The sequence below is a fragment of the Curtobacterium sp. 1310 genome, from assembly GCF_017834105.1.
Classification (GTDB): domain Bacteria; phylum Actinomycetota; class Actinomycetes; order Actinomycetales; family Microbacteriaceae; genus Curtobacterium.
In genome coordinates this window covers 164953-190203 of sequence record NZ_JAFICY010000002.1, presented here as the reverse complement: position 1 = coordinate 190203, position 25251 = coordinate 164953, and the positions used below count along the sequence as shown (strand labels likewise).

General features: G+C 71.5%; 21 protein-coding genes and 1 tRNA gene. 15 read left to right on the top strand and 7 right to left on the bottom strand.

Going from position 1 to position 25251, the window contains the following annotated elements:
- Positions 1–126: 126 nt before the first annotated feature.
- From JOD95_RS05020 to JOD95_RS05005, 4 genes are all read left to right on the top strand, one after another.
- Positions 127–1236 carry a S16 family serine protease gene (locus tag JOD95_RS05020; protein ID WP_251154721.1) on the top strand — a complete coding sequence of 370 codons (1110 nt, stop codon included), beginning with the start codon at positions 127–129 and terminating at the stop codon, positions 1234–1236.
- A 248-nt stretch (positions 1237–1484) separates the two neighbouring features.
- Positions 1485–4514 (top strand): UPF0182 family protein, encoded by a 3030-nt coding sequence (locus tag JOD95_RS05015; protein ID WP_209683611.1) that lies wholly within the window; start codon positions 1485–1487, stop codon positions 4512–4514.
- A gap of 63 nt (positions 4515–4577) precedes the next feature.
- Positions 4578–4654: transfer RNA gene (locus tag JOD95_RS05010), tRNA-Met, on the top strand.
- 163 nt (positions 4655–4817) lie between these two features.
- Positions 4818–5630: a carbon-nitrogen hydrolase family protein gene (locus JOD95_RS05005; RefSeq protein ID WP_209683607.1), complete on the top strand. Its 813-nt coding sequence runs from the start codon at positions 4818–4820 to the stop codon at positions 5628–5630.
- A gap of 762 nt (positions 5631–6392) precedes the next feature.
- Here JOD95_RS05005 and JOD95_RS05000 read toward each other — a convergent pair.
- Complete coding sequence (locus tag JOD95_RS05000; protein ID WP_209683605.1) at positions 6393–7595, bottom strand: aminotransferase class I/II-fold pyridoxal phosphate-dependent enzyme; 1203 nt, start codon at positions 7593–7595, stop codon at positions 6393–6395.
- A 221-nt stretch (positions 7596–7816) separates the two neighbouring features.
- Here JOD95_RS05000 and JOD95_RS04995 point away from each other — a divergent pair, with 221 nt between their 5' ends.
- The 5 genes from JOD95_RS04995 (at position 7817) to JOD95_RS04975 (ending at position 14261) form a co-directional block, all read left to right on the top strand.
- Positions 7817–9859, top strand: coding sequence for a S1C family serine protease (locus JOD95_RS04995; RefSeq protein ID WP_209683603.1), 2043 nt, complete (start codon positions 7817–7819; stop codon positions 9857–9859).
- A 218-nt stretch (positions 9860–10077) separates the two neighbouring features.
- Complete coding sequence (locus JOD95_RS04990; RefSeq protein ID WP_209683601.1) at positions 10078–11121, top strand: glycosyltransferase family 2 protein; 1044 nt, start codon at positions 10078–10080, stop codon at positions 11119–11121.
- Between the two features lie 9 nt (positions 11122–11130).
- Complete coding sequence (locus tag JOD95_RS04985; RefSeq protein ID WP_209683599.1) at positions 11131–11949, top strand: CDP-alcohol phosphatidyltransferase family protein; 819 nt, start codon at positions 11131–11133, stop codon at positions 11947–11949.
- Complete coding sequence (locus tag JOD95_RS04980; protein ID WP_209683597.1) at positions 11946–12890, top strand: glycosyltransferase family 2 protein; 945 nt, start codon at positions 11946–11948, stop codon at positions 12888–12890. The genes JOD95_RS04985 and JOD95_RS04980 overlap by 4 nt, the downstream gene beginning before the upstream one ends.
- A 138-nt stretch (positions 12891–13028) precedes the next feature.
- Positions 13029–14261 carry a CDP-glycerol glycerophosphotransferase family protein gene (locus JOD95_RS04975; protein ID WP_209683595.1) on the top strand — a complete coding sequence of 411 codons (1233 nt, stop codon included), beginning with the start codon at positions 13029–13031 and terminating at the stop codon, positions 14259–14261.
- A gap of 11 nt (positions 14262–14272) precedes the next feature.
- Here the strand turns inward: JOD95_RS04975 and JOD95_RS04970 are convergent, their stop codons facing one another.
- From JOD95_RS04970 to JOD95_RS04955, 4 genes are all read right to left on the bottom strand, one after another.
- Entirely contained in the window at positions 14273–14584 is a 312-nt protein-coding gene (locus JOD95_RS04970; protein WP_066657868.1) for a hypothetical protein, read from the bottom strand.
- Between the two features lie 108 nt (positions 14585–14692).
- Complete coding sequence (locus tag JOD95_RS04965) at positions 14693–15463, bottom strand: ABC transporter ATP-binding protein (RefSeq protein WP_200884133.1); 771 nt, start codon at positions 15461–15463, stop codon at positions 14693–14695.
- Positions 15463–16287, bottom strand: coding sequence for an ABC transporter permease (locus JOD95_RS04960; protein ID WP_209683593.1), 825 nt, complete (start codon positions 16285–16287; stop codon positions 15463–15465). Before JOD95_RS04960 ends, JOD95_RS04965 begins: the two co-directional genes overlap by 1 nt.
- 46 nt (positions 16288–16333) lie before the next feature.
- Entirely contained in the window at positions 16334–17029 is a 696-nt protein-coding gene (locus JOD95_RS04955) for an NTP transferase domain-containing protein (RefSeq protein WP_066652912.1), read from the bottom strand.
- A 333-nt stretch (positions 17030–17362) separates the two neighbouring features.
- Here JOD95_RS04955 and JOD95_RS04950 point away from each other — a divergent pair, with 333 nt between their 5' ends.
- The 3 genes from JOD95_RS04950 (at position 17363) to JOD95_RS04940 (ending at position 20703) form a co-directional block, all read left to right on the top strand.
- Complete coding sequence (locus tag JOD95_RS04950; protein WP_307810377.1) at positions 17363–18703, top strand: ABC transporter ATP-binding protein; 1341 nt, start codon at positions 17363–17365, stop codon at positions 18701–18703.
- Positions 18679–20250 (top strand): ABC transporter permease, encoded by a 1572-nt coding sequence (locus tag JOD95_RS04945; RefSeq protein WP_209683590.1) that lies wholly within the window; start codon positions 18679–18681, stop codon positions 20248–20250. The genes JOD95_RS04950 and JOD95_RS04945 overlap by 25 nt, the downstream gene beginning before the upstream one ends.
- Positions 20251–20442: 192 nt before the next feature.
- A complete protein-coding gene (locus JOD95_RS04940) occupies positions 20443–20703 on the top strand; it encodes a DUF3039 domain-containing protein (protein ID WP_144411249.1) in 261 nt (86 codons plus the stop codon).
- 4 nt (positions 20704–20707) lie between these two features.
- Here the strand turns inward: JOD95_RS04940 and JOD95_RS04935 are convergent, their stop codons facing one another.
- A complete protein-coding gene (locus JOD95_RS04935; protein ID WP_374191723.1) occupies positions 20708–22150 on the bottom strand; it encodes a nicotinate phosphoribosyltransferase in 1443 nt (480 codons plus the stop codon).
- On the opposite strand from JOD95_RS04935, the gene murI reads away from it, so the two are divergent.
- The 3 genes from murI to rdgB are packed head-to-tail and all read left to right on the top strand — an operon-like array spanning position 22142 to position 24305.
- Positions 22142–22987, top strand: a complete 846-nt coding sequence (gene murI, locus JOD95_RS04930) for a glutamate racemase (RefSeq protein WP_066652917.1) — start codon at positions 22142–22144, stop codon at positions 22985–22987. The two genes, JOD95_RS04935 and murI, sit on opposite strands and share 9 nt — an antisense overlap.
- Positions 22984–23715, top strand: coding sequence for a ribonuclease PH (rph, locus tag JOD95_RS04925; RefSeq protein WP_066652919.1), 732 nt, complete (start codon positions 22984–22986; stop codon positions 23713–23715). The genes murI and rph overlap by 4 nt, the downstream gene beginning before the upstream one ends.
- Positions 23712–24305, top strand: coding sequence for an RdgB/HAM1 family non-canonical purine NTP pyrophosphatase (gene rdgB, locus JOD95_RS04920; protein ID WP_209683583.1), 594 nt, complete (start codon positions 23712–23714; stop codon positions 24303–24305). Before rph ends, rdgB begins: the two co-directional genes overlap by 4 nt.
- A gap of 190 nt (positions 24306–24495) precedes the next feature.
- On the opposite strand, the gene JOD95_RS04915 is transcribed toward rdgB, so the two are convergent.
- Positions 24496–25236: a DedA family protein gene (locus tag JOD95_RS04915; protein ID WP_209683580.1), complete on the bottom strand. Its 741-nt coding sequence runs from the start codon at positions 25234–25236 to the stop codon at positions 24496–24498.
- Positions 25237–25251: the final 15 nt, after the last annotated feature.

Here is a 25251-nt window from a genome sequence, read left to right as displayed (position 1 = left end):
CTCCCGAGGGGACGCCCGGACCGCTGCGCCGAGGGCGAACAGCCCGCGAGCACGCGGGCGACCGACCCGCCAACGCGCGGGTGCACCGCCCGCACCCGCGGGCGCCCCGCCCGTGGAAGGACGTCCGTGACCCTCTTCGCCCCCGCGCCCCGTCGCCGTTCCCGCGCACGCACCGTCGGCTGGGCGTTCGTCATCGGCGCGGTCGTGCTCGGACTCCTGGCGAGCTTCCTGCCGAGCCCCTACCTGATCGAGGTGCCCGGGCCGGTCTACAACACGATCGGCACGCAGCGGCAGGGGCAGGGCAAGGACGCGAAGGACGTCGAGCTCATCCAGATCGACGGGGCGGAGACGTACCCGACGGGTGGCGCGCTCGACATGCTCACCGTGGGCATCCAGGGTGACGCCACGAACCGCCCGTCGTGGACGAGCGTGATCCGCGCGCTGTTCTCGCGCTCCGAGGCGGTCATCCCCGCGAGCGCCGTCTACCCGGAGGGCACCACCACCGAGCAGGTGAACCAGCAGGACGAGGCCGACATGCGGTCGTCGCAGCAGTCCGCCGTCGCCGCCGCGCTCATCCACCAGGGCCACGACCTGCCGACCGAGCTCCGGGTCGGGACGGTGCAGGAGGGCTCCGCTGCGGACGGCACCATCCGCGAGGGCGACGTCATCACGGCCTTCGACGGGGAGCAGCTGACCGAGAACGTCGACGCCGGGTCGCTCCGTGCGGCGGTCGCGGAGCACGGGACCTCGTCGCCGGCGACGGTGACGCTGCTGCGCGACGGGAAGCGCGAGCAGGTCGAGGTCACCCCCCGCGAGGAGCAGGGGACCCCGCTCCTCGGGGTCGGCGTCACCGAACGGTACGACTTCCCCTTCGACGTGAAGATCGCGCTGCAGGACGTCGGCGGCCCGTCCGCCGGCATGATGTTCGCGCTCGGGATCATCGACGAGCTGACGCCGGGCGAGCTCAACGGCGGGAAGCACGTCGCGGGCACCGGCACGATCACCGCGGACGGCGAGGTCGGCCCGATCGGTGGCATCCGGCAGAAGCTCTACGGCGCGAAGGACGCCGGTGCGACCGTGTTCCTGGCGCCGGCCGACAACTGCGACGAGGTCGTCGGCCACGTGCCGGACGGACTCGACGTCTACAAGGTCGCCACGCTCGACCAGGCGGTCACCGACCTCGAGACGATCGCCGCGGGGAAGAGCACCGCCGGGCTCGCACGCTGCGGCTCCTGACCCGATCACCCGCACGGCGCGACGTGCGCGCTCGACGCGATCCGCGCCTCCCGGCCGACCGGCCCGGAGGCTCGGCTCGCCTTCCTGAGTCCCCGTACAGTTTCGCTGTCGGTCCGGACCAATAGGATCGGAGCACTGACGGCCCGGCGCGCCGGGCCCGCCGGTCCGACACGTCTGGAGCACATCAAGTGACGACAACCTCGTCCACCTCGGGCACTGCTGGGCGGCGTTCGCCGCGGGTCCCGATCGTGGTCACGATCATCGTGCTGGCCGCACTGGTGATCGGCTTCTTCATCTTCGCCAGCCTGTACACCGACTACGCGTGGTTCGCGCAGCTCGGGTTCCAGCAGGTCCTCACCACGCGCTGGATCGCGGGCACGCTCATGTTCGTGGCCGGGTTCCTCGGCATGGCGGTCCCGGTCTACGTGAGCATCGCGCTCGCCTTCCGCTTCCGCCCGGTCTACGCCAAGCTCAACTCGCAGCTCGACCGCTACCAGCAGGTCATCGAGCCCCTGCGCCGCGCGGTCATGATCGGCATCCCGGTCGTCCTCGGCCTGTTCGCCGGGCTCGCGACCGCCGGTCGCTGGAGCATGGTGCTCGAGTACTTCAACCGGACCCCGTTCGGCCAGAAGGACCCGCAGTTCGGGCTGGACATCGGGTTCTACGTGTTCGAGCTGCCGTTCTGGCGCTCGATCGTGGCGTACTCGTCGGCCGTCGTCCTCATCGCCGGCATCGCCGCGCTCGCCGCGACCTACCTCTACGGCGCGCTCCGCTTCGGCGGTCGCGAGGTCCGCATCTCGAAGGCCGCGCGCGTCCAGCTCGCCGTCACCGCAGCGGTCTACGTGGCGCTGCAGGCCGTCAGCCTGTGGCTCGACCAGTACGCCGCGCTGACGAAGGACAACCCGCTCATCACGGGTGCGCAGTACACCGACGTCAACGCCGTCATCCCGGGGCGCGAGATCATGGCGGGCATCGCGGCGATCGTCGCGATCCTCTTCATCGTCACCGCCGTCATCGGCCGCTGGCGCATCTCGATCGTCGGCACCGGGCTGCTGCTCGTCGCGGCGATCGTCATCGGCGGCATCTACCCCTGGATCGTCCAGCGCATCCAGGTGAAGCCGTCGGAGCGGACCTACGAGTCGGCCTTCATCGAGCGCAACATCAAGGCCACCCGCGACGCGTACGGCGTGAGCGGGGTGCAGGAGCAGAACTACGACGCCACGACCGAGGCGAGCTCCGGTGCACTGGCGCAGGACGCCCAGACCACGGCGAACATCCGTCTGATCGACCCGAAGATCGTCTCGGACACGTTCAGCCAGCTGCAGCAGTACCGGCAGTACTACCAGTTCCCCGACCAGCTGGACGTCGACCGCTACGACATCGACGGCCAGACCGAGGACACCGTCATCGCGGTCCGCGACATCGACCTCGACGGGCTCAGCTCGCAGGCGAACACCCAGTACAACCGGACGTTCGTCTACACCCACGGCTTCGGCGTCACCGCGGCCTACGGCAACCAGCGCGCGAGCGACGGCAAGCCGGTGTTCCTCGAGTCCGGCATCCCGTCGAACGGGCAGCTCGGCAACTACCAGGAGCGTGTCTACTTCGGTGAGACCTCGCCGCCGTACTCCATCGTGGGCGGACCCGAGGGCTCGAAGAACATCGAGCTCGACTACCCGGCCGGCTCCGACGACAGCGACGGCGGCAACGCCACGACGACGTACCAGGGCGACGGCGGACCGAGCCTCGGCGGGTTCTTCAACCGCCTCGTCTACGCGGCGAAGTTCCAGTCGGAGCAGATCCTGCTGTCGGACGCGGTGAACCGCGACTCGCAGATCCTGTACGACCGCGACCCGATCCAGCGCGTGCAGAAGGTCGCTCCGTACCTGAAGCTCGACAGTGACGCGTACCCGGCGATCGTCGACCACCGCATCCAGTGGATCGTGGACGGCTACACGACGAGCGACGCCTACCCGTACTCCCAGAGCCAGAGCCTGTCGGACACGGTCGCCGGGACCGACTCGTCGGCGTTCCGCACGGACCAGGTGAACTACATCCGCAACTCGGTGAAGGCCACCGTCGACGCGTACACCGGCAAGGTGACGCTCTACGCGTGGGACACCGAGGACCCGGTGCTCAAGACGTGGCAGAAGATCTTCCCCACGTCGACGCAGCCGGTCTCGCAGATGAGCGCGGAACTCCTCGACCACGTGCGCTACCCGACCGACCTGTTCAAGGTGCAGCGCTCGATCCTCGGCACGTACCACGTGACGAACGCGAACTCGTTCTACTCGGGTGACGACGCGTGGAACACCCCGCAGGAGACCACCACGGGCACGACCGACTCCGAGGCCAACTCGGACACGGTGTCGCAGACGACGACGAACGCCCTCGGTACCAGGACCACGGCGTCGCAGGGCAACCTGCAGGACCCGTACTACCTGACGATGAAGGTGCCGGGGCAGGACACCGCCTACTCGCTGTACACGACCTACATCCCGCAGCAGTCGGCCGGAGCGAACAACCGCAACGTGCTGACCGGGTACCTGGCGGTGGACTCCGACGCGGGTGGTGCCGGCAAGGGCGAGAAGGCGTCGAACTACGGCAAGCTCACGCTGCTGACGATGCCGAAGACGGACAACATCCCGGGTCCGGCGCAGGTGCAGAGCCTCTTCAACGGTGACACCACCGTGTCGCAGGAGCTGAACATCCTGAAGCGGGGCAACTCGACCGTGAAGCAGGGCAACCTGCTGACGCTGCCGGTCGGCGGTGGGTTCCTCTACGTCCAGCCCGTCTACGTCCAGTCGACCTCGAGTGGCTCGTACCCGCTGCTGCAGAAGGTGCTCGTGGCCTTCGGCGACAAGATCGCTTTCGAGGACACCCTCGACCAGGCGCTCAACGAGCTGTTCGACGGTGACTCCGGTGCTGCCGCCGGTGACCAGGGCGCGGCGAACGGGTCGGGTTCGACCGGTTCGTCGGACTCGGGTTCGTCGGGCTCGGGTTCGTCGGGCTCGGGCTCGTCCGACTCGGGTTCGGGATCGTCCGACTCCTCGGGTGACTCCGGTTCGTCGTCCGGAGGGTCCTCCTCCGGCGGCTCGGGCGACTCGTCGAGCAACACCGGCAACCAGGCGCTCGACCGGGCCCTGGCCGACGCGCGCAGCGCGCTGCAGGACCGCCAGAAGGCCTACGCCGACAACGACCTGGTCGCTGCGGCCGAGGCGGACAAGCGCCTGCAGGACGCCATCGAGGCCGCGACCGAAGCCGAGAACGGCAACTGACACGCCGTGGCGGGGCACTCGATTTGTGCCCCGCCACCGGGGTGTGTAGGCTATTGGATGTGCCGCGGGGTGGAGCAGTTCGGTAGCTCGCTGGGCTCATAACCCAGAGGTCGTAGGTTCAAATCCTGCCCCCGCAACCAAGCGTCACAAGAAGGCCCCGGTCCACTCGGACCGGGGCCTTCGTCGTTCGCACCTCGCACGTGCGAGGCCTGCTGGTCGTGCACGGCGTGCTGGTCGTGCTGGTCGTGCTCGTCGTCCTCGCTGCTGCGTTCAGCGAGGACGTGCCGCGGCTACGCTCGGGCCATGGCAACCCTCACCGTCGCCGCCGCGCAGTTCGCTCCCGTCGACGACACGGCGGCCAACCTCCGCACCGTGCAGGCCGCTGCCGAGGACGCCGCCGCGCGCGGGGTCGACCTGCTCGTGACGCCCGAGTACACGTCGTACTTCAGCGCCGAGATCGACGACCGGTTCGTCGCCGCCGCCGAGCCGCTCGACGGGCCCTTCGTGACCGGGCTCCGGGCGATCGCGCGACAGCACGCCATCGCGCTCGTCGTGGGTGTGGCCGAGACCGCGGGGACGCCGGGACGGTTCCGGAACACCCTGGTCGCGGTGCTGCCCGACGGATCGATCGCGGCGACGTACCGGAAGGTGCACCTGTACGACGCGTTCGGGTCGAAGGAGTCCGACCGCATCGAGTCGGGTGATGCCGACCAGCTGCCGGTGTTCGAGCTCGGCGGGGTCCGCATCGGCCTCGAGACCTGCTACGACCTGCGTTTCCCCGAGGTCACCCGGCGCCTGGCCGCACCCGAGGTCGGCGCAGCCGACGCGGTGGTCCTGCCGGCCGAGTGGGTGCGCGGCCCCGGGAAGGAACACCACTGGCGCACACTGCTGACCGCCCGTGCGATCGAGAACACGGTCTGGGTCGTCGGGGTCGGTCAGACCGGGCCGATCGGTATCGGCGACTCCGTGGTGATCGACCCCGCCGGTGTCGCGGTCGCCGCCGGCGGAGCCCAGCCCGGCACCGTCGTCGCGACGATCGACACCGCGACCACCGAGGCGGTCCGTGCGGTCAACCCCTCGCTCGCGCTCCGTCGGTTCGACGTGCGCCCGCGCTGAGCGCACGCCCCGCACGGGCACGGACTGTGCCCACGCCCACGCCCGCGCCGCACAGGCTGCGCCCGCCCGCGCCTCTGCCGCACGTCTGTCTCCCCGAGCGGGCGGAACCGGCATCGCGGCGCGAGCTCCGGCCTCGATTCCGCCCGCTCGCGCCCCCTGGTGCAGTCGTGTTCGCCCTCTGCTGCGAGCGGACGAACAGCGCGGACCAGCGCACGACGGCGAACGGGCGGAACCGGGAGAGCCGCGTGCGGAGGGTGCAGGAACGACCCGCTCGCGGGGACAGCCGGCGCGGACCGGTGTCGGAACGACGAGCTGCGCTCCCCGAACGGGCGGAAACGGCGGCTGGGTGCGCCGAGATGTGCAGAAGAGGCCCGCTCGCGGTGACCGGGTGATCGGAGGCCGGGAGACCGGGTGGCTGGGGGACCGGGGCTCGTCGAGCGGGCGGAAACGGCGGCTGGGGGCGGCGAGACGTGCAGAAGAGGCCCGCTTGCGGTACCTGGGGGACCGGGTGACCGGCACTCGCCGAACGGGCGGAAACGGTGCCTTGGTGCGCCGATACGTGCAGAGAAGGCCCACTCACGGTGACCGGGCGACCGGGTGGCCAGCGCTCGCCGAGCGGGCGGAAACGGCGGCTCGGTGCGGCGAGAAGTGCAGAAGGGGCCCGCTCGGCTGGTCCGCGCGGGACGGTGGCGGACGTGCACGTCGGGTGCGGCGCGCCGGAGCACGGGGTGCGCCGTGGGGGAGGGTGGGGGCGCCTCCCGGTCAGCGGGTCGGGGCGAGGGCTGCGAGGCGGCTGACCGCCTCGGACAGGACGTCGCGGCGCTTGCAGAACGCGAAGCGCACGAGCGACCGGTAGCCCGCCGCGCGCTCCGGTCGGACGAACGCCGACACGGGGACGCCGACGACCCCGGCGAGTCCGGGGAGCCGCAGGCAGAACTCCCGGGCGTCGTCGTACCCGAGCGGTGCGGTGTCCGCGAGGACGAAGTACCCACCGTCCGGGTGCATCACCTCGAAGCCCGACGCGCGGAGTCCGCCCGCGAGCAGTTCGTGCTTCTCGGACAGCTCCCGCGCGATGCCGTGGAACACCTCGTCGGGCAGACGGAGCCCGGCTGCGACCGCGGGCTGGAAGGGAGCCCCGTTCACGAACGTCAGGTACTGCTTGACCGAGACGACGGCCTCGACGAGTGCGGGCGCCGCCGTGAGCCAGCCGATCTTCCAGCCGGTGGTGCTGAAGGTCTTGCCAGCGCTGGAGATCGTGATCGTCCGGTCCGCTGCACCGGGCAGGGTCGCGACGGGGACGTGCGGTGTGCCGAAGGTGAGGTGCTCGTACACCTCGTCGGTGACGACCAGGGCGTCGTGCCGCTCGGCGAGCTCGAGGACGGTGGCCAGGACCTCGCGGGGGAGGACCCGCCCGGTCGGGTTGTGCGGTGTGTTCACCAGCACGACCCGCGTGCGGTCGGTGAACGCGGCACGCAGGGTGTCCTCGTCCGGCAGGAAGTCCGGTGCCGTCAGGGGAACCGTGACGTGGGTGCCGCCGGCGAGACGGATCAGCGCCCCGTACGCGTCGTAGAAGGGCTCGAAGGTGACGACCTCGTCGCCCGGCTCGACGAACGCGAGCAGCGTCGCGGCGAGGGCCTCGGTCGCGCCGGCGGTGACGAGGACCTCGCGGTCCGGGTCGACCGTCAGCCCGTACCAGTGCGCCTGGTGCTCAGCGATCGCTTCCCGGAGCTCCGGCGCCCCGCGGCCGGGCGGGTACTGGTTCACGCCGCGGCGGATCGCGTCGACCGCGGCGTCGAGCACCTCGACCGGGCCGTCCTGGTCGGGGAAGCCCTGGCCGAGGTTGACGGCGCCGGTGGCGGCAGCGAGTGCGCTCATCTCGGCGAAGACGGTCGGCGCGGGGACGCCGTCGGGACCGAGCAGCATCGCCCCCTCGGCGGCTCGGAGCCAGGGTCCGGTGCGGTGCATGGTGGTCCCTCCGGTGCGCGCGGCGCGGGTCGACGGCCTGGAGGCCCCAACCTAGTCGGACGGATCGGCGGTGCGCGTCCTGCGGGTCACCCGGCGCCGCGAGACCGGGAACGCGTCCACAGCCCACGCATAAGATCGCCATAGGTCGCTTGCAGCGCCAGCAGGAGCACCGCTCAGGTGGGTCCGGAAGACTGCACGAGCTTGAAAGGAGCACGTCCAGCATGACCGACACCACGCCACACGGCCAGGGCGACGACAACCGCCCCGAGGAAACCGACCACCGGGCCGCAGCCGAGGACGCCTCGCGCGCCACCTCCGGCGAGGGCACGTCGACGCAGGACGTCTCCGGACAGCCCGCCGACCGCCGTACGGACCACGACCACACCGACGTCATCGACGACGCCCACGGGGCCGAGACCGACGTCATCGCTGCGGGGACCGACACCACGACGGACCGCTACACCGCGCCCTACCCGACCATCGACCGCGACCGCGACGGCAGCGATGCCGTGCAGCAGGCGAGCCCCTACGGCTCCGACAACGCACACCACGGGCGGGGCGACGACCGGTACGTGCACAGCCAGTACGGCCAGGGTCAGAGCCAGTACGGCCAAGGCCAGTACGGCCAGGACCAGGACCAGGGCCAGTACGGCCAGGGCCAGTACGGACAGGGCCAGTACGGACAGAGCCAGTACGGCCAGAGCCAGTACGGCCAGGACCAGAACCAGTACGGCCAGAGCCAGAACCAGTACGGCCAGAGCCAGAACCAGGACGGCCAGAGCCAGTACGGCCAGACCCAGAACCCGACCCCGTACGGTCAGGACCAGTACGGCCGGTCCCAGGGCCAGCCCCGCTACGGCGAGTACGCCCAGGGCACGCCGCAGGTCGGCTCGCAGTACGGCGCACCGCAGAGCGCCTCGTACCCCGGCTCCGCCCAGGCCCCCTCGTCCGCCAGCGCCTTCGGCGACGTGGACGGCTCGAACCAGCGCAACGGCCACTACTTCGGCGGCGCTGCCGCGGGTGCGGCGACCGGGACCGCCACGGGTGCCGCAGTGGGCACGACCGCGAACGGGAAGGGCGGCCGCAACAAGCTCGTCCTGCCGATCGTCGCGGGTCTGGTGCTCGCCGGCCTGGTCGGCGGCGGCGCCGGTTGGGCGGCCGGTGCAGCCCAGGGCGGCGGCACCACCGTGATCGGCTCCGGCTCGTCGCAGAACGGCGGCAACCTCACGGTCAACGACTACAACAACGCCACCGTCGTGACCGCGGTCGCCGCGCAGGCGACGCCGTCCGTCGTCACGATCAACGTCTCCTCGGGCTCCGCGGGCGGCACCGGCTCCGGTGTCTTCTTCACGAAGGACGGGTACATCGTCACGAACACCCACGTGGTGACCCTCGACGGTGACAGCTCGAACGGCACGATCACGGTCACGACGTCCGACGGCAGGATCTACCCGGCGAAGCTCGTCGGCACCGACCCGACGGTCGACCTCGCGGTCATCAAGATCGACGCGACCGGCACCAAGCCGATCTCCTTCGCGAACTCCTCCGAGCTCAACGTCGGTGACACCGCGGTCGCGATCGGCGCGCCGCTCGGCCTGTCGAACACCGTCACCGACGGCATCGTCTCGACCCTGAACCGCAGCATCCAGGTCGCCTCGAGCGCCCCCAGCCAGGGCGGCGACTCGAACGAGGGCGGCAACGGCGACAGCCCGTTCGAGTTCCCGGGCAACGGCGGATCCTCCACCAAGACGACCGTCTCGCTGCCGGTCATCCAGACCGACGCGTCGATCAACCCCGGCAACTCGGGCGGCGCCCTGCTCGACTCGAAGGGCAAGCTGATCGGCATCAACGTCGCGATCGCGAGCGCGGGCAGCTCCCAGTCCTCCGACGCGCAGTCGGGCAGCATCGGTGTCGGCTTCGCCATCCCGGCGAACCTGGTCCAGCGCGTCGCGAACGAGATCCGTGAGAACGGGTCGGCGACGCACGGTCTGCTCGGCGCGACGGTCGGCGACGCCTCTGAGGACGCGAACGCCACCCAGATGGGTGCGCTCATCAAGTCGGTGTCGTCCGGCGGAGCGGCGGCGGACGCCGGTCTGCAGAAGGGCGACGTCGTGACGAAGATCGGCTCGGCATCGGTGGCGGACGCCACCGACCTGACCGCGCAGGTCCGCTTCTTCGCCGGCGGTGCGAAGACGACGATCACCTACGTCCGCGACGGTCAGACGCGCGAGGCCGACGTCACGCTCGGGACCTACAAGAGCTGACGCGACCAGCGACGGACGGGAGGCGCGGTGCCGGCTGGCACCGCGCCTCCCGTCCGTCGTCCGGCCCCGACGCGGCTCGTGGTGCGGTCCGACGGTCGGCGCCCTGGCGGGTCCGACGCAGGTGGGCGCTCCGGCCGCTTGATAGGCTCATGGCTGCTCTCCGGGGCGGTACCGGTCCACGGTGCGCTCCGCGCGTCAGCCACGACCCCGAGGACCGCATGCAGACAGACGGACAGCCCCTGACGGGGGTCTCGTACGTGATGCCGGTGCTCAACGAGGTCACCGAGGTCCGTGCCGCGGTCGGGAGCCTGCTGGAGCAGGACTACGAGGGTCCGTTCGAGGTGATCCTCGCGCTCGGACCGTCGATCGACGGGACGAACGAACTCGTCGCCGAGATGAGCGCCGCCGATCCTCGTGTCCGGGCCATCGAGAACCCCGTCGGCTCCACACCCGCCGGGCTCAACGTCGCCATCCGAGCGTCGGTGCACCCGATCGTGATCCGGGTCGACGCCCACTCGGTGCTGCCGTCGGACTACACCCGGATCGCCGTCCGCGTGCTGCTCGAGTCGGGTGCGGACAACGTCGGTGGCATCATGCACGCCGAGGGCCGCACGCCGTTCGAGCGTGCCGTCGCCCTCGCCTACTCCAGCCGGGTCGGCCTCGGTGGGACACCGCACCACGTCGGTGGCAAGGCCGGTCCGGCCGAGACCGCCTACCTCGGGGTGTTCCGACGCGACCGGCTGTTCGAGGTCGGACTCTTCGACGAGGGCATCAAGCGCGGCCAGGACTGGGAACTCAACCGGCGGTTGCGCCAGACCGGTGGCACGGTGTGGTTCACCCCGGAACTCGTGGTGACCTACCGGCCGCGGCCGAGCCTCCGACGACTGGTGCGCCAGTTCGTCGCGACGGGCCTGTGGCGCGGCGAGCTCGCCCGACGCTTCCCGGCGAACAACGGCCTGCGGTACTTCGCGCCCCCGGCGATGGTCGTGGCGATGGCGCTCGGGATCGTGGCCGGACTCGTCGGCATCGTCGGTGCCGTGCTCGGGTCGCCCGTCGCCTGGGCGGCGCTGGGCTTCGTCGTCCCCGCCGTCTACCTGCTCTTCGTCGTGCTCGGCGCCGTCCTCGTGGCGCGGCGTTCCGGGCTGCCCACGATGCTCTGGCTGATCGTCGTGCTGCCCTGCATCCACGTCGGTTGGGGCATCGGTTTCATCATCGGGTTCCTGACCCGGACCTCCGAGCTGACCACGCACACGGGACGGTGACCTGACCCCTTGACCGACGACACCACCGGCCGCGGCAGCGCCCGCCCGACCTCGATCGCCGAACTCCGTGCGGTCGCCCAACCCGACGAGGTCCGCTCGCGGGCGAACGCCGAGCACTGGACGGCGTCGCTCTACCTGCGCGACGTGTCGCCGTACCTGACCTGGGTGCTGCTCAGGACGCGGGTCTCGGCGAACCAGGTGACCGGCCTGATGATCCTGGTGGGGTGGAGCGTCGCCGCCGCGCTGCTGATCCCGGGCATCTGGGGTGCACTGCTCGCACTCGTGCTCGGTCAGCTGCAGATGCTCGTGGACTGCTGTGACGGTGAGGTCGCCCGGTGGCGCGGCACCCGGTCGCCCGCCGGGGTGTTCCTCGACAAGGTCGGGCACTACACGACCGAGGGACTCATCCCGATCGCGCTCGGCGTCCGCGCCGCGACCTGGCCGGTCCACGGCGCGGACTGGATGTGGACGACGATCGGGTGCGCGCTCGGCCTGGTGATCGTGCTCAACAAGGCGCTCAACGACATGGTCCACGTCGCCCGCGCGAACGCCGGGCTCGAGAAGCTCGTCGACCGCCGGGACGCCGGCACGGCCCCGTCCGGGCGGCGCTTGGCGACGCTGCGTCGCTTCGCACGCTTCCTGCCCTTCCACCGCCTGTACCACTCGGTCGAGCTGACCATCCTGGCGTTCGTGTTCGCACTGCTCGGGCTCGTCGTCGGCAGCCCGCTGGTCGACCGGGTCCTGGTCGGGGCGCTGTTGCCGCTCGCCGTCCTCGCCACGGCCGGTCACTTCGTCGCCATCATCTCGTCGAAGCGGGTGCGGGCATGACCTCGGGAGCGACGACGGGCGCCACACCGGAGGCGTTGCCCGGGACCCAGCGACGGAACGCCGTCCCGCACCGGCAGCGCCCGCGCATCGCCGTCGTGAGCCTGTCCCAGGGCACCCGTCCGGACGACCTCCGCCGTGGGCTGACGAGCGTGCTCGCGCAGCAGGACGTCGAGCTCGACGTCGTGTGCGTCGGCAACGGCTGGGCGCCGACGGGGTTGCCCGAGGGCGTCCGTGCGCTCGCGCTGCCCGAGAACGTCGGGATCCCCGCCGGTCGCAACGCCGGAGCAGCAGTCGTCGACGGCGACTACGTGTTCTTCCTCGACGACGACGCGTCGATCCCGTCGCCGACCTTCCTGCGTGACGCCGTGGCACTGCTCGAACGCGACCCGTCGCTCGGCCTGGTGCAGCCGCGGGTGGTCGACCCGACCGGATCGGCGAACCCCCGTCGCTGGGTGCCGCGCATCCGCAAGGGCGCTGCGACCGACTCGTCGCCGGTCTTCTCGGTGTGGGAGGGGGCCGTCCTCCTGCCGATGGACGTCCACCGCGCAGTCGGCGGGTGGGGTGCACCGTACTTCTACGCGCACGAGGGCATCGAGCTGGCGTGGCGTGTGTGGGATGCCGGTCGACGCGCCTGGTACGCCGGCGACCTGGTCGCGCACCACCCGGCGATCGACCCCGCCCGGCACGCCGAGTACGTCCGGCTGAACGCCCGCAACCGCGTGTTCCTGGCACGCCGCAACCTGCCGGTGGCACTGCGACCCGTCTACGTCGGGTCGTGGGCCGCGATCCAGATCGCTCGCTGGTGGCGACACCCGGTGCGCCTGCGGACGTGGTTCGCGGGGATCCGGGAGGGCTGGACGGCGGACTGCGGACCGTCGCGGCCCATGGGGTGGCTGACCATCGCCCGGATGACGCTGGCCGGTCGGCCACCCGTCGTCTGACTCCGCCGCCCGGACGTCCCGGCGCCCCGACCGGGCGTCCGCGGTCGAGCACCCCGTCGCTGCCCGCACCACACCCTTCGTCACTGCCGTCGTCGCCGAGCACACCGCCCAGCAACCGCCCGTAGCCTGAGGACCACCATGCCGATCACCAAGGACGTCCGGACCGCGATCCGTCTCGCCCGCCGCCTGCTGCGTGCCCGTCAGAACCGGCGGGAGCTCGACCGCCGGCTCCCGGAGGTCCCGGAGCTCGCACCGCGCTCGATCGAGGTCGCGGTCTACTTCGCCGACGGCAAGGTGAACATGTACCAGCTCCGGCAGTGGTACGCGCCGTTGGCGGAACTCGCCCGCGAGCACCCCGTCGCGATCATCTCCCGCAGCCCCGGCACGATGACGACCCTGCTCGACGAGTCGCCCGTCCCGGCGGTGTACGCCCGCCAGGTCGTCGACCTCGAGCGGTTCGTCGAGGAGCAGGCACCGAAGATCGTCCTGTACGTCAACCAGAACGCCCGCAACTTCCAGATGATGCGGTACGGGCGCATGTGGCACGTCTTCGTCAACCACGGCGAGAGCGACAAGATGTACATGACCACCAACCAGTTCAAGGCGTACGACTACGCCCTGATCGCGGGAGACGCCGCCCGGGACCGCCTGCGTGCCGCCCTGTGGGACTACGACGTGGACCACCGCACCATCGCCATCGGACGCCCGCAGGCCGACCACTTCGCCGGCGCGGTGCCGTACCCCCACGACGACCGGACCGTGGTGCTCTACGCGCCCACGTGGGAGGGCGACCGCGCCGCCGCCGCGTACGGCTCGATCGCGTCGCACGGGGTCGAGCTCGCCGAGCGCCTGCTCGCGACCGGTCGACACCGTCTGGTGTACCGGCCGCACCCGCGCAGCGGCGTGCTCGACCAGGACTACCGTGCTGCCCACGAGCGCATCGTCGCCGCGATCACCGCCGCGAACGCCGCCGACCCGTCTGCGCACCACGTGTACGACGACGGCCCGCAGCTCGGGTGGCAACTGGCGGACGCGGACGTCGCCGTGACCGACATCAGCGCGATGATCTACGACCGACTGGCCGTCGGCAAGCCGCTGCTCGTGACGCGTCCGGCGGCACCCGAGGCCGACGTGGACGAGCGCGGGTACCTCGGCGCCGCGAACTGGCTGCTCGCCGAGGACGCCGCCGACGTGGTCGCGCGGGTGGACGCCGCCGCGAACGACGCCGAGGAGCTCGCGACGCTGCAGCACTGGGTCGAGCGGTACTTCGGCGACACCACACCCGGCGTCGCGACGCGCCGGCTGCATGCTGCCGTCGACCGTCTCGTGGCGCGCTGGCACGAGGTCGCCCGGGAGCGCGGCGAGGGCTGACCCTGCGGTCGTCACGACGCGAGGCCGACCAGATGGTCGCCCACGAGTGACATCCGCCACAGGTACTCGGAACGGTCCGGGCGCCGCCACCGGACGACCACGATGCCGGTCTGCTCGGGGTCGGCGCCGAACACCGCGATCGACAGGGATCGACCCGGGTCGAGACGGTTGACCGCCAGCGGCGGGCAGTACCCGCTGCCGAGGTGCGTGAGGGAGATCGCGTGGAGCGGCTCCGGCCCGGTGTTCACCAGGTCGTAGCGACGTGGTGCCCAGGATCGGTCGACGGTGAACGGGACTGCGTAGGCCGTGGGTGGGTGGTGCATGCGGGCCACGGTAGGGGGAGGGGCCGACGTCGGGAGCCCGGGGGAGTGCGCTGGTGCCTCGGCCTGTGGACGAGGGGACGGCGGGCCCCGGGTGTGGAGGAGCGGAGCTCAGGCCCCGTGGTCGGCCGCGTACCGCGCCAGGGCTGCCTCGATCGTGTCGTCGAGCTGCAGACGCCCCTTGTCGAGGTAGAGCCCCCGGTCGCAGAAGCGACGCAGGTCCTTGTCGTTGTGCGAGACGAAGAACAGCGTCCGGCCACCGGCCAGCAGCTCCTCGATGCGCTTGTAGCACTTCTCGCGGAAGCTCTTGTCACCCACCGCCAGGACCTCGTCCACCAGGATCACCGGTTCGTCCAGCCGCGAGATCACCGCGAACGCGATGCGCACCTTCATGCCGCTCGACAGGTGCTTGTAGGGGGTGTCGACGAAGTCGCCGATCTCGGCGAAGTCGATGATCTCGTCGAAGGCGTCGCGGATCTCGGCCCGGGACATCCCGTGCAGACCCGCTGTCAGGTACACGTTGTCCCGGACGGTGAGGTCGCCGACGAAGCCGCCGGTGATCTCGATGAGCGGAGCGACACCCGCATCGACACGGATCCGTCCCTCGTCCGGCAGCATGACCTGCGCGACGAGCTTGAGCAGGGTGGACTTCCCCTGACCGTTGCGTCCGACGACGCCGATGGCCTCGCCCGGCCGGACGTCGAACGACACGTTGCGGAGCGCCCAGAACTCGTCCGCGCGCTTGCGGCGGTTGCTCCCGGCGAACAGGTCCTTGAAGCTCCGGCTCGCGCGGCGGTTGCGCTTGAACCGGATGCCGGCGTCGCGCACGGAGATCACGGGCGCCACGCTCGTGGACGGCGCGGTCCGGTCGGTCGCGGTCATCACAGCTCCTTCAGGACGCGGTGCTCGCTCCGGCGGAACACGAGGAGGCCGACGACGAGGACCACGGCGGTGACCACCACCGACACCCCGACCTCGAGCCAGTCGAGCTGGCCGGGGAAGAACGCGGAGCGGTACAGGCCGAAGATGCCGCTGAGCGGGTTCAGTGCGGCGATGTCGTGCAGCCGGTCGGGCAGGGCCTGCGTGCCGTAGATGATCGGCGACGCGTAGAACAGGAACCGCAGGACGAGCTTCACGGCGCGTTCCAGGTCACGGAAGAAGACGACCAGGGGTGCGACGATCAGCCCGATCCCGTAGACCAGGGCGCACTGCAGCACGATGGCCAGCGGGTACAGCGCCAGTTCCCAGTGCAGGTGCGCACCGGCGGCGATCGCGAAGACCGCGAGCACCGGCAGGCTCAGCAGGAACTCGATGCCCTTCGACGCGTTCACCCGGGCGACCCAGATGCTCCGGGGGATCGTCGTCGACCGGATCAGCTTCGCCTCCTTCGTGAAGGCTCGCGTCGAGTCCGACACCGCTCCGGTGAACCACATCCACGGCAGCAACGCCGACAGCAGGAAGACGATGTACGGTTCCTCGCCCACCGATCCCCGGTGGAAGACCTGGGTGAAGACGAACCAGTAGATCGCCGACATCACCAGCGGGTCGAGGATCGACCACAGGTACCCGAGCGCGGACGTCGAGTACCGGACGCGCAGGTCCCGCACGGTCAGCAGCCAGAGTGCCTGGCGGTACCGCCGACCGGCGCTCCGGGACGACGTCGATGCAGTCGTCGCGGGCGCGGTCGGCGCACTCGCTGTGGTCACGCGGCTTCCCTCCGGGCGGAACCGCCGAGGGGGTCCTGACGGTGGTTCAGGCGAACAGGTCGTTCGCGCGCTGGAGGTCCTCGGCGAAGTCGATCTCGACCGCGTACAGGTCGGAGATGTCGATCGGCGACCAGCGTAGCCCGTCCTCGGCGATGGCAGCCTCGATGCCGCCCTCGAAGTACTCCTGGTCGTCGACGCGGCCGAGCTGGCGGATGAGCGCCTGCTTGTCGCGCGAGGAGACGTAGTTGATGCCCACGGCCTCGCCCAGTCCGCCCACGACCCGCTTCGAGAGCTCCTTGATGCAGCCGTCGGCGTCGACCGTGTACTTGACCTCCTCGTCGGAGACCTTCTCGGTGTTGACGCTGACGAACGAGCGGTCCTGGTCCATCATGTCCGCGGCACGGACGAGGGCGCGCGGGTCGAAGACGACGTCGCCGTTCATCCACAGGACGCCGCTCTTGCCGGTCGCCTTGAGCGCGCGCAGCAGGCTCTTCGACGTGTTCGTCGAGTCGTAGGACTCGTTGTAGACGAAGTTCGCCTCGGGGAACGCCTCGACGATGTACTCGGACTTGTAGCCGACGACGATCGTGACGCGGGCGCTCGAGCCGAAGGCGGCTCGGATGTTGTCGAACTGCTGCTGCATGATGGTGCGGCCGTCGCTGAGTTCGGTCAGCGGCTTCGGCAGGCTCCGACCGAGTCGGCTGCCCATCCCCGCTGCGAGGATGACGATCTGCGTGGTCATGCTGGTCCCTTCTGGTGTCCGCCCGCGCGCCGCGTGGGGCACGGGCGGGCCTCGTCGAGTGTGCCCGCTCCGGGTCCGAGTTCGCCGTGAGCGTGCGCTTCCTGCACCTTCGTGCGGGGGACGAGCGGCCACGGGCGCCCGTCCGGGCAGGTTTCCATGTGGTGAACACTCCGTCGTGCCCTGGTGAATGATACGGAACGAGTGCGCTCCGGGGTACACCCCCGCGTGCTTCGTGCTCATTTCGTGATCCTGTGACCGGTTCGGTACCGAGGCCCTCGCGGACGCGCCGCCGGTCGGGGTCGGCCGCGTCCGGCGCGTTGGTACGGTGGGGCGGTGGCTGCAGCTGATGACGACGACGTGTACGCGACGTCCGACGCCGCCTGGCTGGCGGACGCGGACGGACCGTCCGGTGACGCGGCCGACGACGACACGGGGGACGAGGATGCGCGCGACGACGCCTCCGATGATGACGAGATGACGGACGACACGACGGGTGCGGCCGTCGCGGTCGGCCACGACGAAGGTGCGCCCGACCAGGGCGCCGACCCGGAGAACGCCGTCGCCGCGCGACCGGCAGCTGCTGCGACGAGCGCACCCGCCACCGCTGCTGCGGCGACCGGCACACCGACGGCCACGGCCGCCGCGTCGGACCGCACCCCCCGCAAGGGCAAGGGCAAGGGCAAGGGCAAGGGGCGTGCCGCACGACCCTCGGGCCCCGCGACGCCCGCACAGCCCACCGACACGACCGCCACCGGCTCCGGCGCGGCCGGGGACGACGCGTCGAGCACGGGGACGACCCAGCGTGCGGGCACGCCGAAGACCGCTGCGGCCGGCTCCACGGCGAAGGAGAAGCGCGCTCCCGGACGCCAGCCGACCGCCACCGCCGCCGCGACGCAGACCGCACAGGCGCAGCAGCCCGTCGTGCTCCGCGCGAGCGGCCTCGTGAAGCGGTACGGCCAGACCCTCGCCGCGGACGAGGTCGACCTCGAGATCCGCCAGGGTTCGATCTTCGGCGTCGTCGGACCGAACGGCGCCGGCAAGACCACCACGCTCTCGATGGTCACCGGTCTCCTCCGGCCCGACGCGGGCACCGTGACCGTCCTCGACCACGACGTCTGGTCCGACCCGACGGCGGCCAAGCGCGCCCTCGGTGTGCTGCCCGACCGGCTCCGGCTGTTCGACCGGCTCACCGGCGCGCAGCTGCTGCACTACTCGGCCACGCTCCGTGGGCTCGACGGTGCGACCGCACGGAAGCGCAGCACCGACCTGGCCGAGGCGTTCGGTCTCGGCGAGGCGCTCGGACGCCAGGTCGCCGACTACTCGGTCGGCATGGCGAAGAAGATCGCGCTCGCCGCGACCCTGATCCACTCGCCGCGCGTCCTCGTGCTCGACGAGCCGTTCGAGTCGGTCGACCCGGTGAGCGCGGCGACGATCACGGACATCCTGCGGCGGTACACCCGCGGCGGCGGCACCGTGGTGCTCTCCAGCCACTCCATGGAGCTCGTGCAGCGCACGTGCGACTCCGTCGCGATCATCGTCGGCGGCAAGGTCCTCGCCTCCGGCACGATGGCGCAGGTCCGCGGGCGCAAGAGCCTCGAGGACAAGTTCGTCGAACTCGCGGGCGGCCGCGTCGTGGCAGAGAGCATGGAATGGTTGCACAGCTTCTCCGACTGAGGGTCGACCTGCTCGCGGGCGAGGTCCGTGGGGGAGCCCGACGGTCGGTCCTCGTGGTGCTCGGGTCCCTGCTCGGCCTGGTCGCCGCCGTGGTGGTGGCCGGCGAGCTCCTCGCGCTGCGGCAGGCACCCGTCGAGGTCGCGCGGTCGGTCGCGGTCCCCGTCGGCACGTTCGTCGCCCTCGCACTCACGCTGGTGCCGCTCGTCGTCGGTCGCAGCGACCAGTTCGACCCGCGCCGCTTCGCCGTGTACGGGATCGCCCGCCGTCACCTCGCCCTCGGTCTCGGCGTCGCCGGACTCGTGGGCGTCCCGGTGCTCGCCGTCGCGGTCGTCGCGGTCGGGCAGGTCGGAGCGTGGTCGCGCAGCGGCGGCACCGCGGTGCTGGCCGTCGTCGCCGCACTGCTCGGCACCCTGACCTGCGCCCTGCTGCTGCGGGTCGGCAGCGCCGTCGGTGCGACCTTCGTCGGACCGCACCGGTCGCGCGACGCCGGCTGGCTCGCCGCCCTCGTGATCGTCGTGCTGGGACTGCCGGTGGCGTCGCTGCTGTTCCGCAGCGACTGGCTCGACCCCGCCAGCACCGAGCTCCAGCGGATCGCCGACGTCGCCGGGTGGACGCCGTGGGGTGCCGCCTGGGCGGTCCCGGCGGACGTGGCGAGCGGTCGCGTCGGCGAGGGGCTCCTGAAGCTGCTGGTCGCCCTGGTCACCGTCGCACTGCTCGCGTGGGCCTGGTGGGCGCTGGTCGGCGCCGCACTCGAGGCCGCGGACGGACGCGCCGGCACCCGCCGCTACCGCGGGCTCGGCTGGTTCGCCGGCCTGGGCTCGACGCCGGTCGGCGCGGTCGCCGCCCGGGCGCTGACGTACTGGGGCCGTGACCCGCGCTACCGGATGTCCTACCTGGTCATCCTGTTCGTGCCGCTCGTGGTGCTCCCGCTCGGGGTCGCCGGCGTGCCGTGGCACTGGACCGCGCTGGTCCCGCTGCCGCTCATGGCACTCATCGCCGGGTTCCTGCCCCACAACGACGTCTCCTACGACAACACCGCGGTCTGGCTGCACGTCGCGTCGGGCGCTCCCGGTTGGACCGACCGGCTCGGGCGACTCGTGCCCCTGCTCGTCGTCGGACTGCCGCTCGTCGTGGCGGGCGCCGCCGTGTCCGCCGCGCTCTTCGGTGACCCCACGGCCTTCCCGGTGCTCACCGGCATCGCAGTGGGTGCACTGCTCGCCGGGCTCGGGCTGTCGAGCGTCGTCTCCGTCCTGCTGCCGTACCCGACCGTCCGCCCCGGCGACCACCCGTTCCAGCAGCCGCAGGCCGCCGGGACGACGGCCGCGGTCGCGCAGACGACGATGATCGTCGGCATCCTGGCGTCGCTCGTCCCCGCGGGCTGGCTGGCGGTGCTCACCGCGGTCGAGGGCCCGGAACCCTGGGCACTCGCGACGCTCCTCGTCGGCATCGCCGTCGGTGTCGTCGTGCTCGCGACCGGCGTGGCCGTCGGCGGTCGGCTCTTCGACCGGCGTGGTCCCGACCTGCTCGCTGCGGCGCAGCGGAACTGAGCGACTGCCGGCCGGGAGGCACGCTGTGGCCCGACGCCGTGCCTCCCGTCGGTACGCACCGTCGGACGGGAGGCGCGTGGCGGGACCGTCCCGTGCCTCCCGTCCGTCCTCGGTGCAGGTGAGCCGCGTGGCGGGGCGGACCCGCGCCTCCCGTCCGTCGCGGCGTCGGCCGCATCGTCGTACCCTGGACCCATGAGCATGACGGAACCCGGCGGCGGCCTCGACGTGATGGACCGCGAGCTCGAGAAGCTCCTCGAGGAAGAGGCGATCGAGCCCGGCGACCACGAGCGGTTCTCGCACTACGTGAAGAAGGACAAGATCCTGCAGTCCGCACTCTCCGGCAAGCCGGTCAAGGCGCTCTGCGGCAAGAAGTGGGTGCCGGGCCGCGACCCGGAGAAGTTCCCGGTGTGCCCGGACTGCAAGGCCATCTACGAGAAGATGAAGTCCGAGTAGTCCGCTAGACCACCATGGTGGGGATCGCCGGGTCGCCGCGTCCGATGCGGGACGCGTCCACCGGGAGCTCCGCCTTGGCGCGCTCGTGGTGCGCCCGAGCCGCCTCGACGCCGGCGACCCCGAGGAACGCCGGGTCGACCTCGCCGTGGTCCACCACGGGGACGAGCAGGGGTCGCTCGTCGGGGCCGAGGCGACCGGAGGTCAGGACGACCTCGGCGGTGGCGATGCCGTTGCGGAGGCGTCGGCCGGCCTCCTTGCGGCCACCGGTCGAGGCCTTGTCCGCGGACTTCTTCGCGACGGGGACCCACTCGTCGCCCGCCGGGGTCTGGTGCGCGACGAGCTTGAACACCATGCCCGCCGCCGGGTGGCCCGAACCGGACACGACGCTCGTGCCGACACCGTAGGAGTCGACCGGCGCGGCCCGGAGCGCGGCGATCGTGTACTCGTCCAGGTCGTTCGTCACGGTGATCTTCGTCGCCGGGGCACCGAGCCGGTCGAGCTGCGCGCGGACCGCGGCGACGACGCTCGGCAGGTCACCGCTGTCGATGCGGACCGCGCCGAGCCGGCCGTCGGTGAGCCGGACGGCGGTCTCCACCGCTGCCTCGATGTCGTACGTGTCGACGAGCAGCGTGGTGCCGTCGCCGAGGGCGTCGAGCTGCGAGCGGAACGCGGCCTCCTCGGAGTCGTGCAGGAGCGTGAACGCGTGCGCGGCGGTGCCCATCGTCGGGATGCCCCAGGTGCGGCCGGCCTCGAGGTTGCTCGTCGCGCCGAAGCCCGCGATGTACGCGGCGCGGGCGGCGGCGACGGCGTTCCACTCGCCGGTGCGGCGCGAGCCCATCTCGGCGAGCGGACGGCCGTCGGCGGCGGACACCATGCGGGCCGCTGCGCCGGCGATGGCCGAGTCGGCGTTGAAGATGCTGAGCGCGAGGGTCTCGAGGACCACCGACTCGGCGAAGGTGCCCTCGACCTGCAGCACGGGGGAGTTGGGGAAGAAGACCTCGCCCTCGCGGTAGGCGCGGACGTCCCCGGTGAACCGGTAGTCCGCGAGCCACCGAGCCGTCCCCTCGTCGATCACGCCGCGGTCGCGGAGGAAGCCGATCTCCTCGTCGCCGAAGCGGAACTCCGTGAGCGCCGTGAGGAAGCGCCCGAGACCGGCGGCAACACCGTAGCGGCGGCCGTCGGGGAGGCGGCGGGCGAACACCTCGAACACGCAGCGTCGATCGGCGGTGCCGTCCTTGAGGGCGGCGTCCACCATGGTGAGTTCGTACTGGTCCGTGAGGAGCGCGCTGGTCACGCGTCCGACACTAGTGACCTCCCGGTGCCGAGGTGACGTCGCTGTGCCGCGGTGACGTCGCGGAGCCGGGGCGACGTCGCGGTGCCGAGGCGCGGGGCGCGCGTGGTCGGGCGCCGGGTGGGTGCGGCTCGGTACGCTGGGCGGGTGACGGATGCACCGATCGGAGTCTTCGACAGCGGGGTCGGTGGACTGACGGTCGCGCGGGCGATCATCGACCAGCTGCCGCGCGAGAGCATCCGCTACGTCGGGGACACCGTGCACTCGCCCTACGGCCCGAAGCCGATCGCCGACGTCCGGCGGTACGCGCTCGAAGTGATGGACGACCTCGTCGACCAGGGCGTGAAGGCGCTGGTGATCGCCTGCAACACCGCGTCCTCCGCCGTGCTCCGCGATGCTCGGGAACGCTACGAGCAGGCGTACGGCATCCCCGTCGTCGAGGTGATCCAGCCGGCCGCCCGTGCCGCCGTGAAGCAGACCCGGACCGGTCGCGTCGGGGTGATCGGGACGGTGGGGACCATCGCCTCGCGGGCGTACGAGGACGCGTTCGCCGTGGCTGCCGACGTCACCCTGTCCCTCGCGGCGTGCCCGCGCTTCGTCGAGTTCGTCGAGGCCGGGGACACCTCGTCGCCGGCGCTCCGTGAGGTGGCGGCGCAGTACCTCGCGCCGATCCGCGCCGCCGACGTCGACACGCTCGTGCTCGGGTGCACCCACTACCCGCTGATGTCCGCGGCGATCCAGTACGTGATGGGCCCGGACGTCACGCTCGTGTCGAGCGCCGAGGAGACCGCGAACGACGTCTACCGTCGGCTCGTCGAGCACGGGCTCGAACGCACCACCCCGGAGCCGCCGACCTACGCGTTCGAGGCCACCGGCGACGACAAGAACGGCTTCATCCGGCTCGCCCGGCGCTTCCTCGGTCCCGAGGTCTCGAGCGTCGGACACCTCCAGACCGGGGCCATCACGCTGCCCCGAACCGAAAGGACCCCATGAGCACCCGCATCGACGGCCGCAGTGCCACCGACCACCGTCCGGTCAGCATCGAGCGGGGGTGGAGTTCGCAGGCCGAGGGCAGCGCACTCATCTCGTTCGGCAACACGAAGGTGCTGTGCACGGCGTCCTTCACCAACGGTGTGCCGCGCTGGATGGCCGGCAAGGGCACCGGCTGGGTCACCGCCGAGTACTCGATGCTGCCGCGGTCGACGAACGAGCGCATGCAGCGCGAGTCGATCAAGGGCAAGGTCGGCGGACGGACGCACGAGATCTCGCGGCTCATCGGGCGGTCGCTCCGAGCGGTCGTGGACATGAAGGGCCTCGGCGAGAACACCCTCGTCCTCGACTGCGACGTGCTGCAGGCCGACGGCGGGACCCGCACCGCGTCGATCACCGGCGCCTACGTGGCGATGGTGGACGCGATCGAGTGGGGCCGCGACAAGGGCTTCATCGCCAAGAAGGCGACGCCGCTGACCGACAGCGTGCAGGCGATCTCGGTCGGCATCGTCGGGGGGGAGCCGATGCTCGACCTCGCCTACACCGAGGACTCCGCAGCCGACACCGACATGAACATCGTGACGACCGGCTCCGGCAAGTTCATCGAGGTCCAGGGCACGGCGGAGCACGCGCCGTTCGACCGCGACGAGCTGGACACGCTGCTCGACCTCGGCCTCGCGGGCAACCGGTCGCTGGCGGCGATCCAGCGCGACGTGCTGGGCCTCGCGTGACCGGCCACACCGTCGTCCTGGCGACGCACAACCAGGGCAAGGTCGTCGAGCTGCACGGGATCCTCGGCGAGGCCCTCGGCGCGGGCGTCGAGCTCGTCGGGTACGACGGTCCGGAGCCCGTCGAGGACGGCGACACGTACGCGGCGAACGCGCTCATCAAGGCGCGTGCGGCGGTGGCGCACACCGGGCTGCCGGCGCTCGCCGACGACTCCGGGATCGCCGTCGACGCGCTCGGCGGGGCACCCGGCATCCACTCCGCCCGGTACGCCGGGACGCGCGTGGACGCGGACAACATCGCGCTGCTGCTGCGGAACCTCGAGGGGGTCGTGGAGCGGACCGCTGCGTTCGTGTGTGCCGCCGCCTTCGTCACCCCGGACGGCACGGAGCACCTGTTCGAGGCGGTGTGGAACGGCGAGGTCCTGACCGAGCCGGTCGGGGACGGCGGACACGGGTACGACCCGGTGTTCCAGCCGGACGACGCCGACCGTTCGGCAGCACAGCTGACGCGCGACGAGAAGAACGCACTGTCGCACCGGTCGAAGGCGTTCCGGGGGATCGCACCGATCGTCCGCGAGTACTTCGGGGTCTGACCACACCGGTCGGAGGGCTCCGCGGGACGCCGGCGTCAGCGCGGCGTTCCGTGCCCAGGCACAACGAGCGACACCTCGCGCCACGGGTTCCCGTGGCGCGAGGTGTCTTCGGTTGTGCGACGCCGCCGCTGCAGCGCCGTGTGCGGACGGTCAGCGCCGCCAGGCCGCCGGAGCGCCGACGGCCCGCCGACTACTGCTCGGCCGGGCGACCCGCGCCGTCGGCGGTACCCCGCTCGGCGCCACCGCGCTGGGCTGCCTCCTCGGCCTCGGCGGCGTGCTTCGCCTTGCGCGCGGTCCGCCAGTAGTGCAGCCCCGCGGGGACGACCGTGACGAGCACCGCGAGGATGAGGATCACGTCGATGTAGTTCCGCACGACGTACGCGATCGGCGGGATGTACCCGAGGAAGTACCCGAGGAAGGTCACGCCGACACCCCAGACGACCGCACCGACGGCGTTGTACAGCGAGTACTTCTTGTAGTTCATGCGCCCGACCCCGGCCGCGATCGGCAGGAAGGTCCGGACCACGGGGACGAAGCGGGCGAGGATGACCGCGAGCGGGCCGAAGCGGTGGAAGAACGCGTTCGTGCGGTCGACGTTCTCCTTCGAGAAGAGTCCGCTCTCCTTGCGCTCGAAGATCGGGGGCCCGGCCTTCTTGCCGATGTAGTACCCGAGCTCACCGCCCAGGAACGCCGCCGCGCCGATCATCAGCGCCGCCGCCCAGATGGGGATGCCGCCGATCTGGCCGCCGCGGTCGAAGGCGAAGAGCCCCGTGATGACGAGCAGGCTGTCGCCGGGGAAGACGAAGCCGATCAGCAGGCCCGTCTCGGCGAAGACGATGGCGCAGACGATGAGCACGGCGATGGCCCCGAAGTGGTCGAGGATGTACTGCGGGTCGAGCCACGGGATCAGGGCGAGTGCGACGGAGTGCATGGTTGTTCCGGTCGT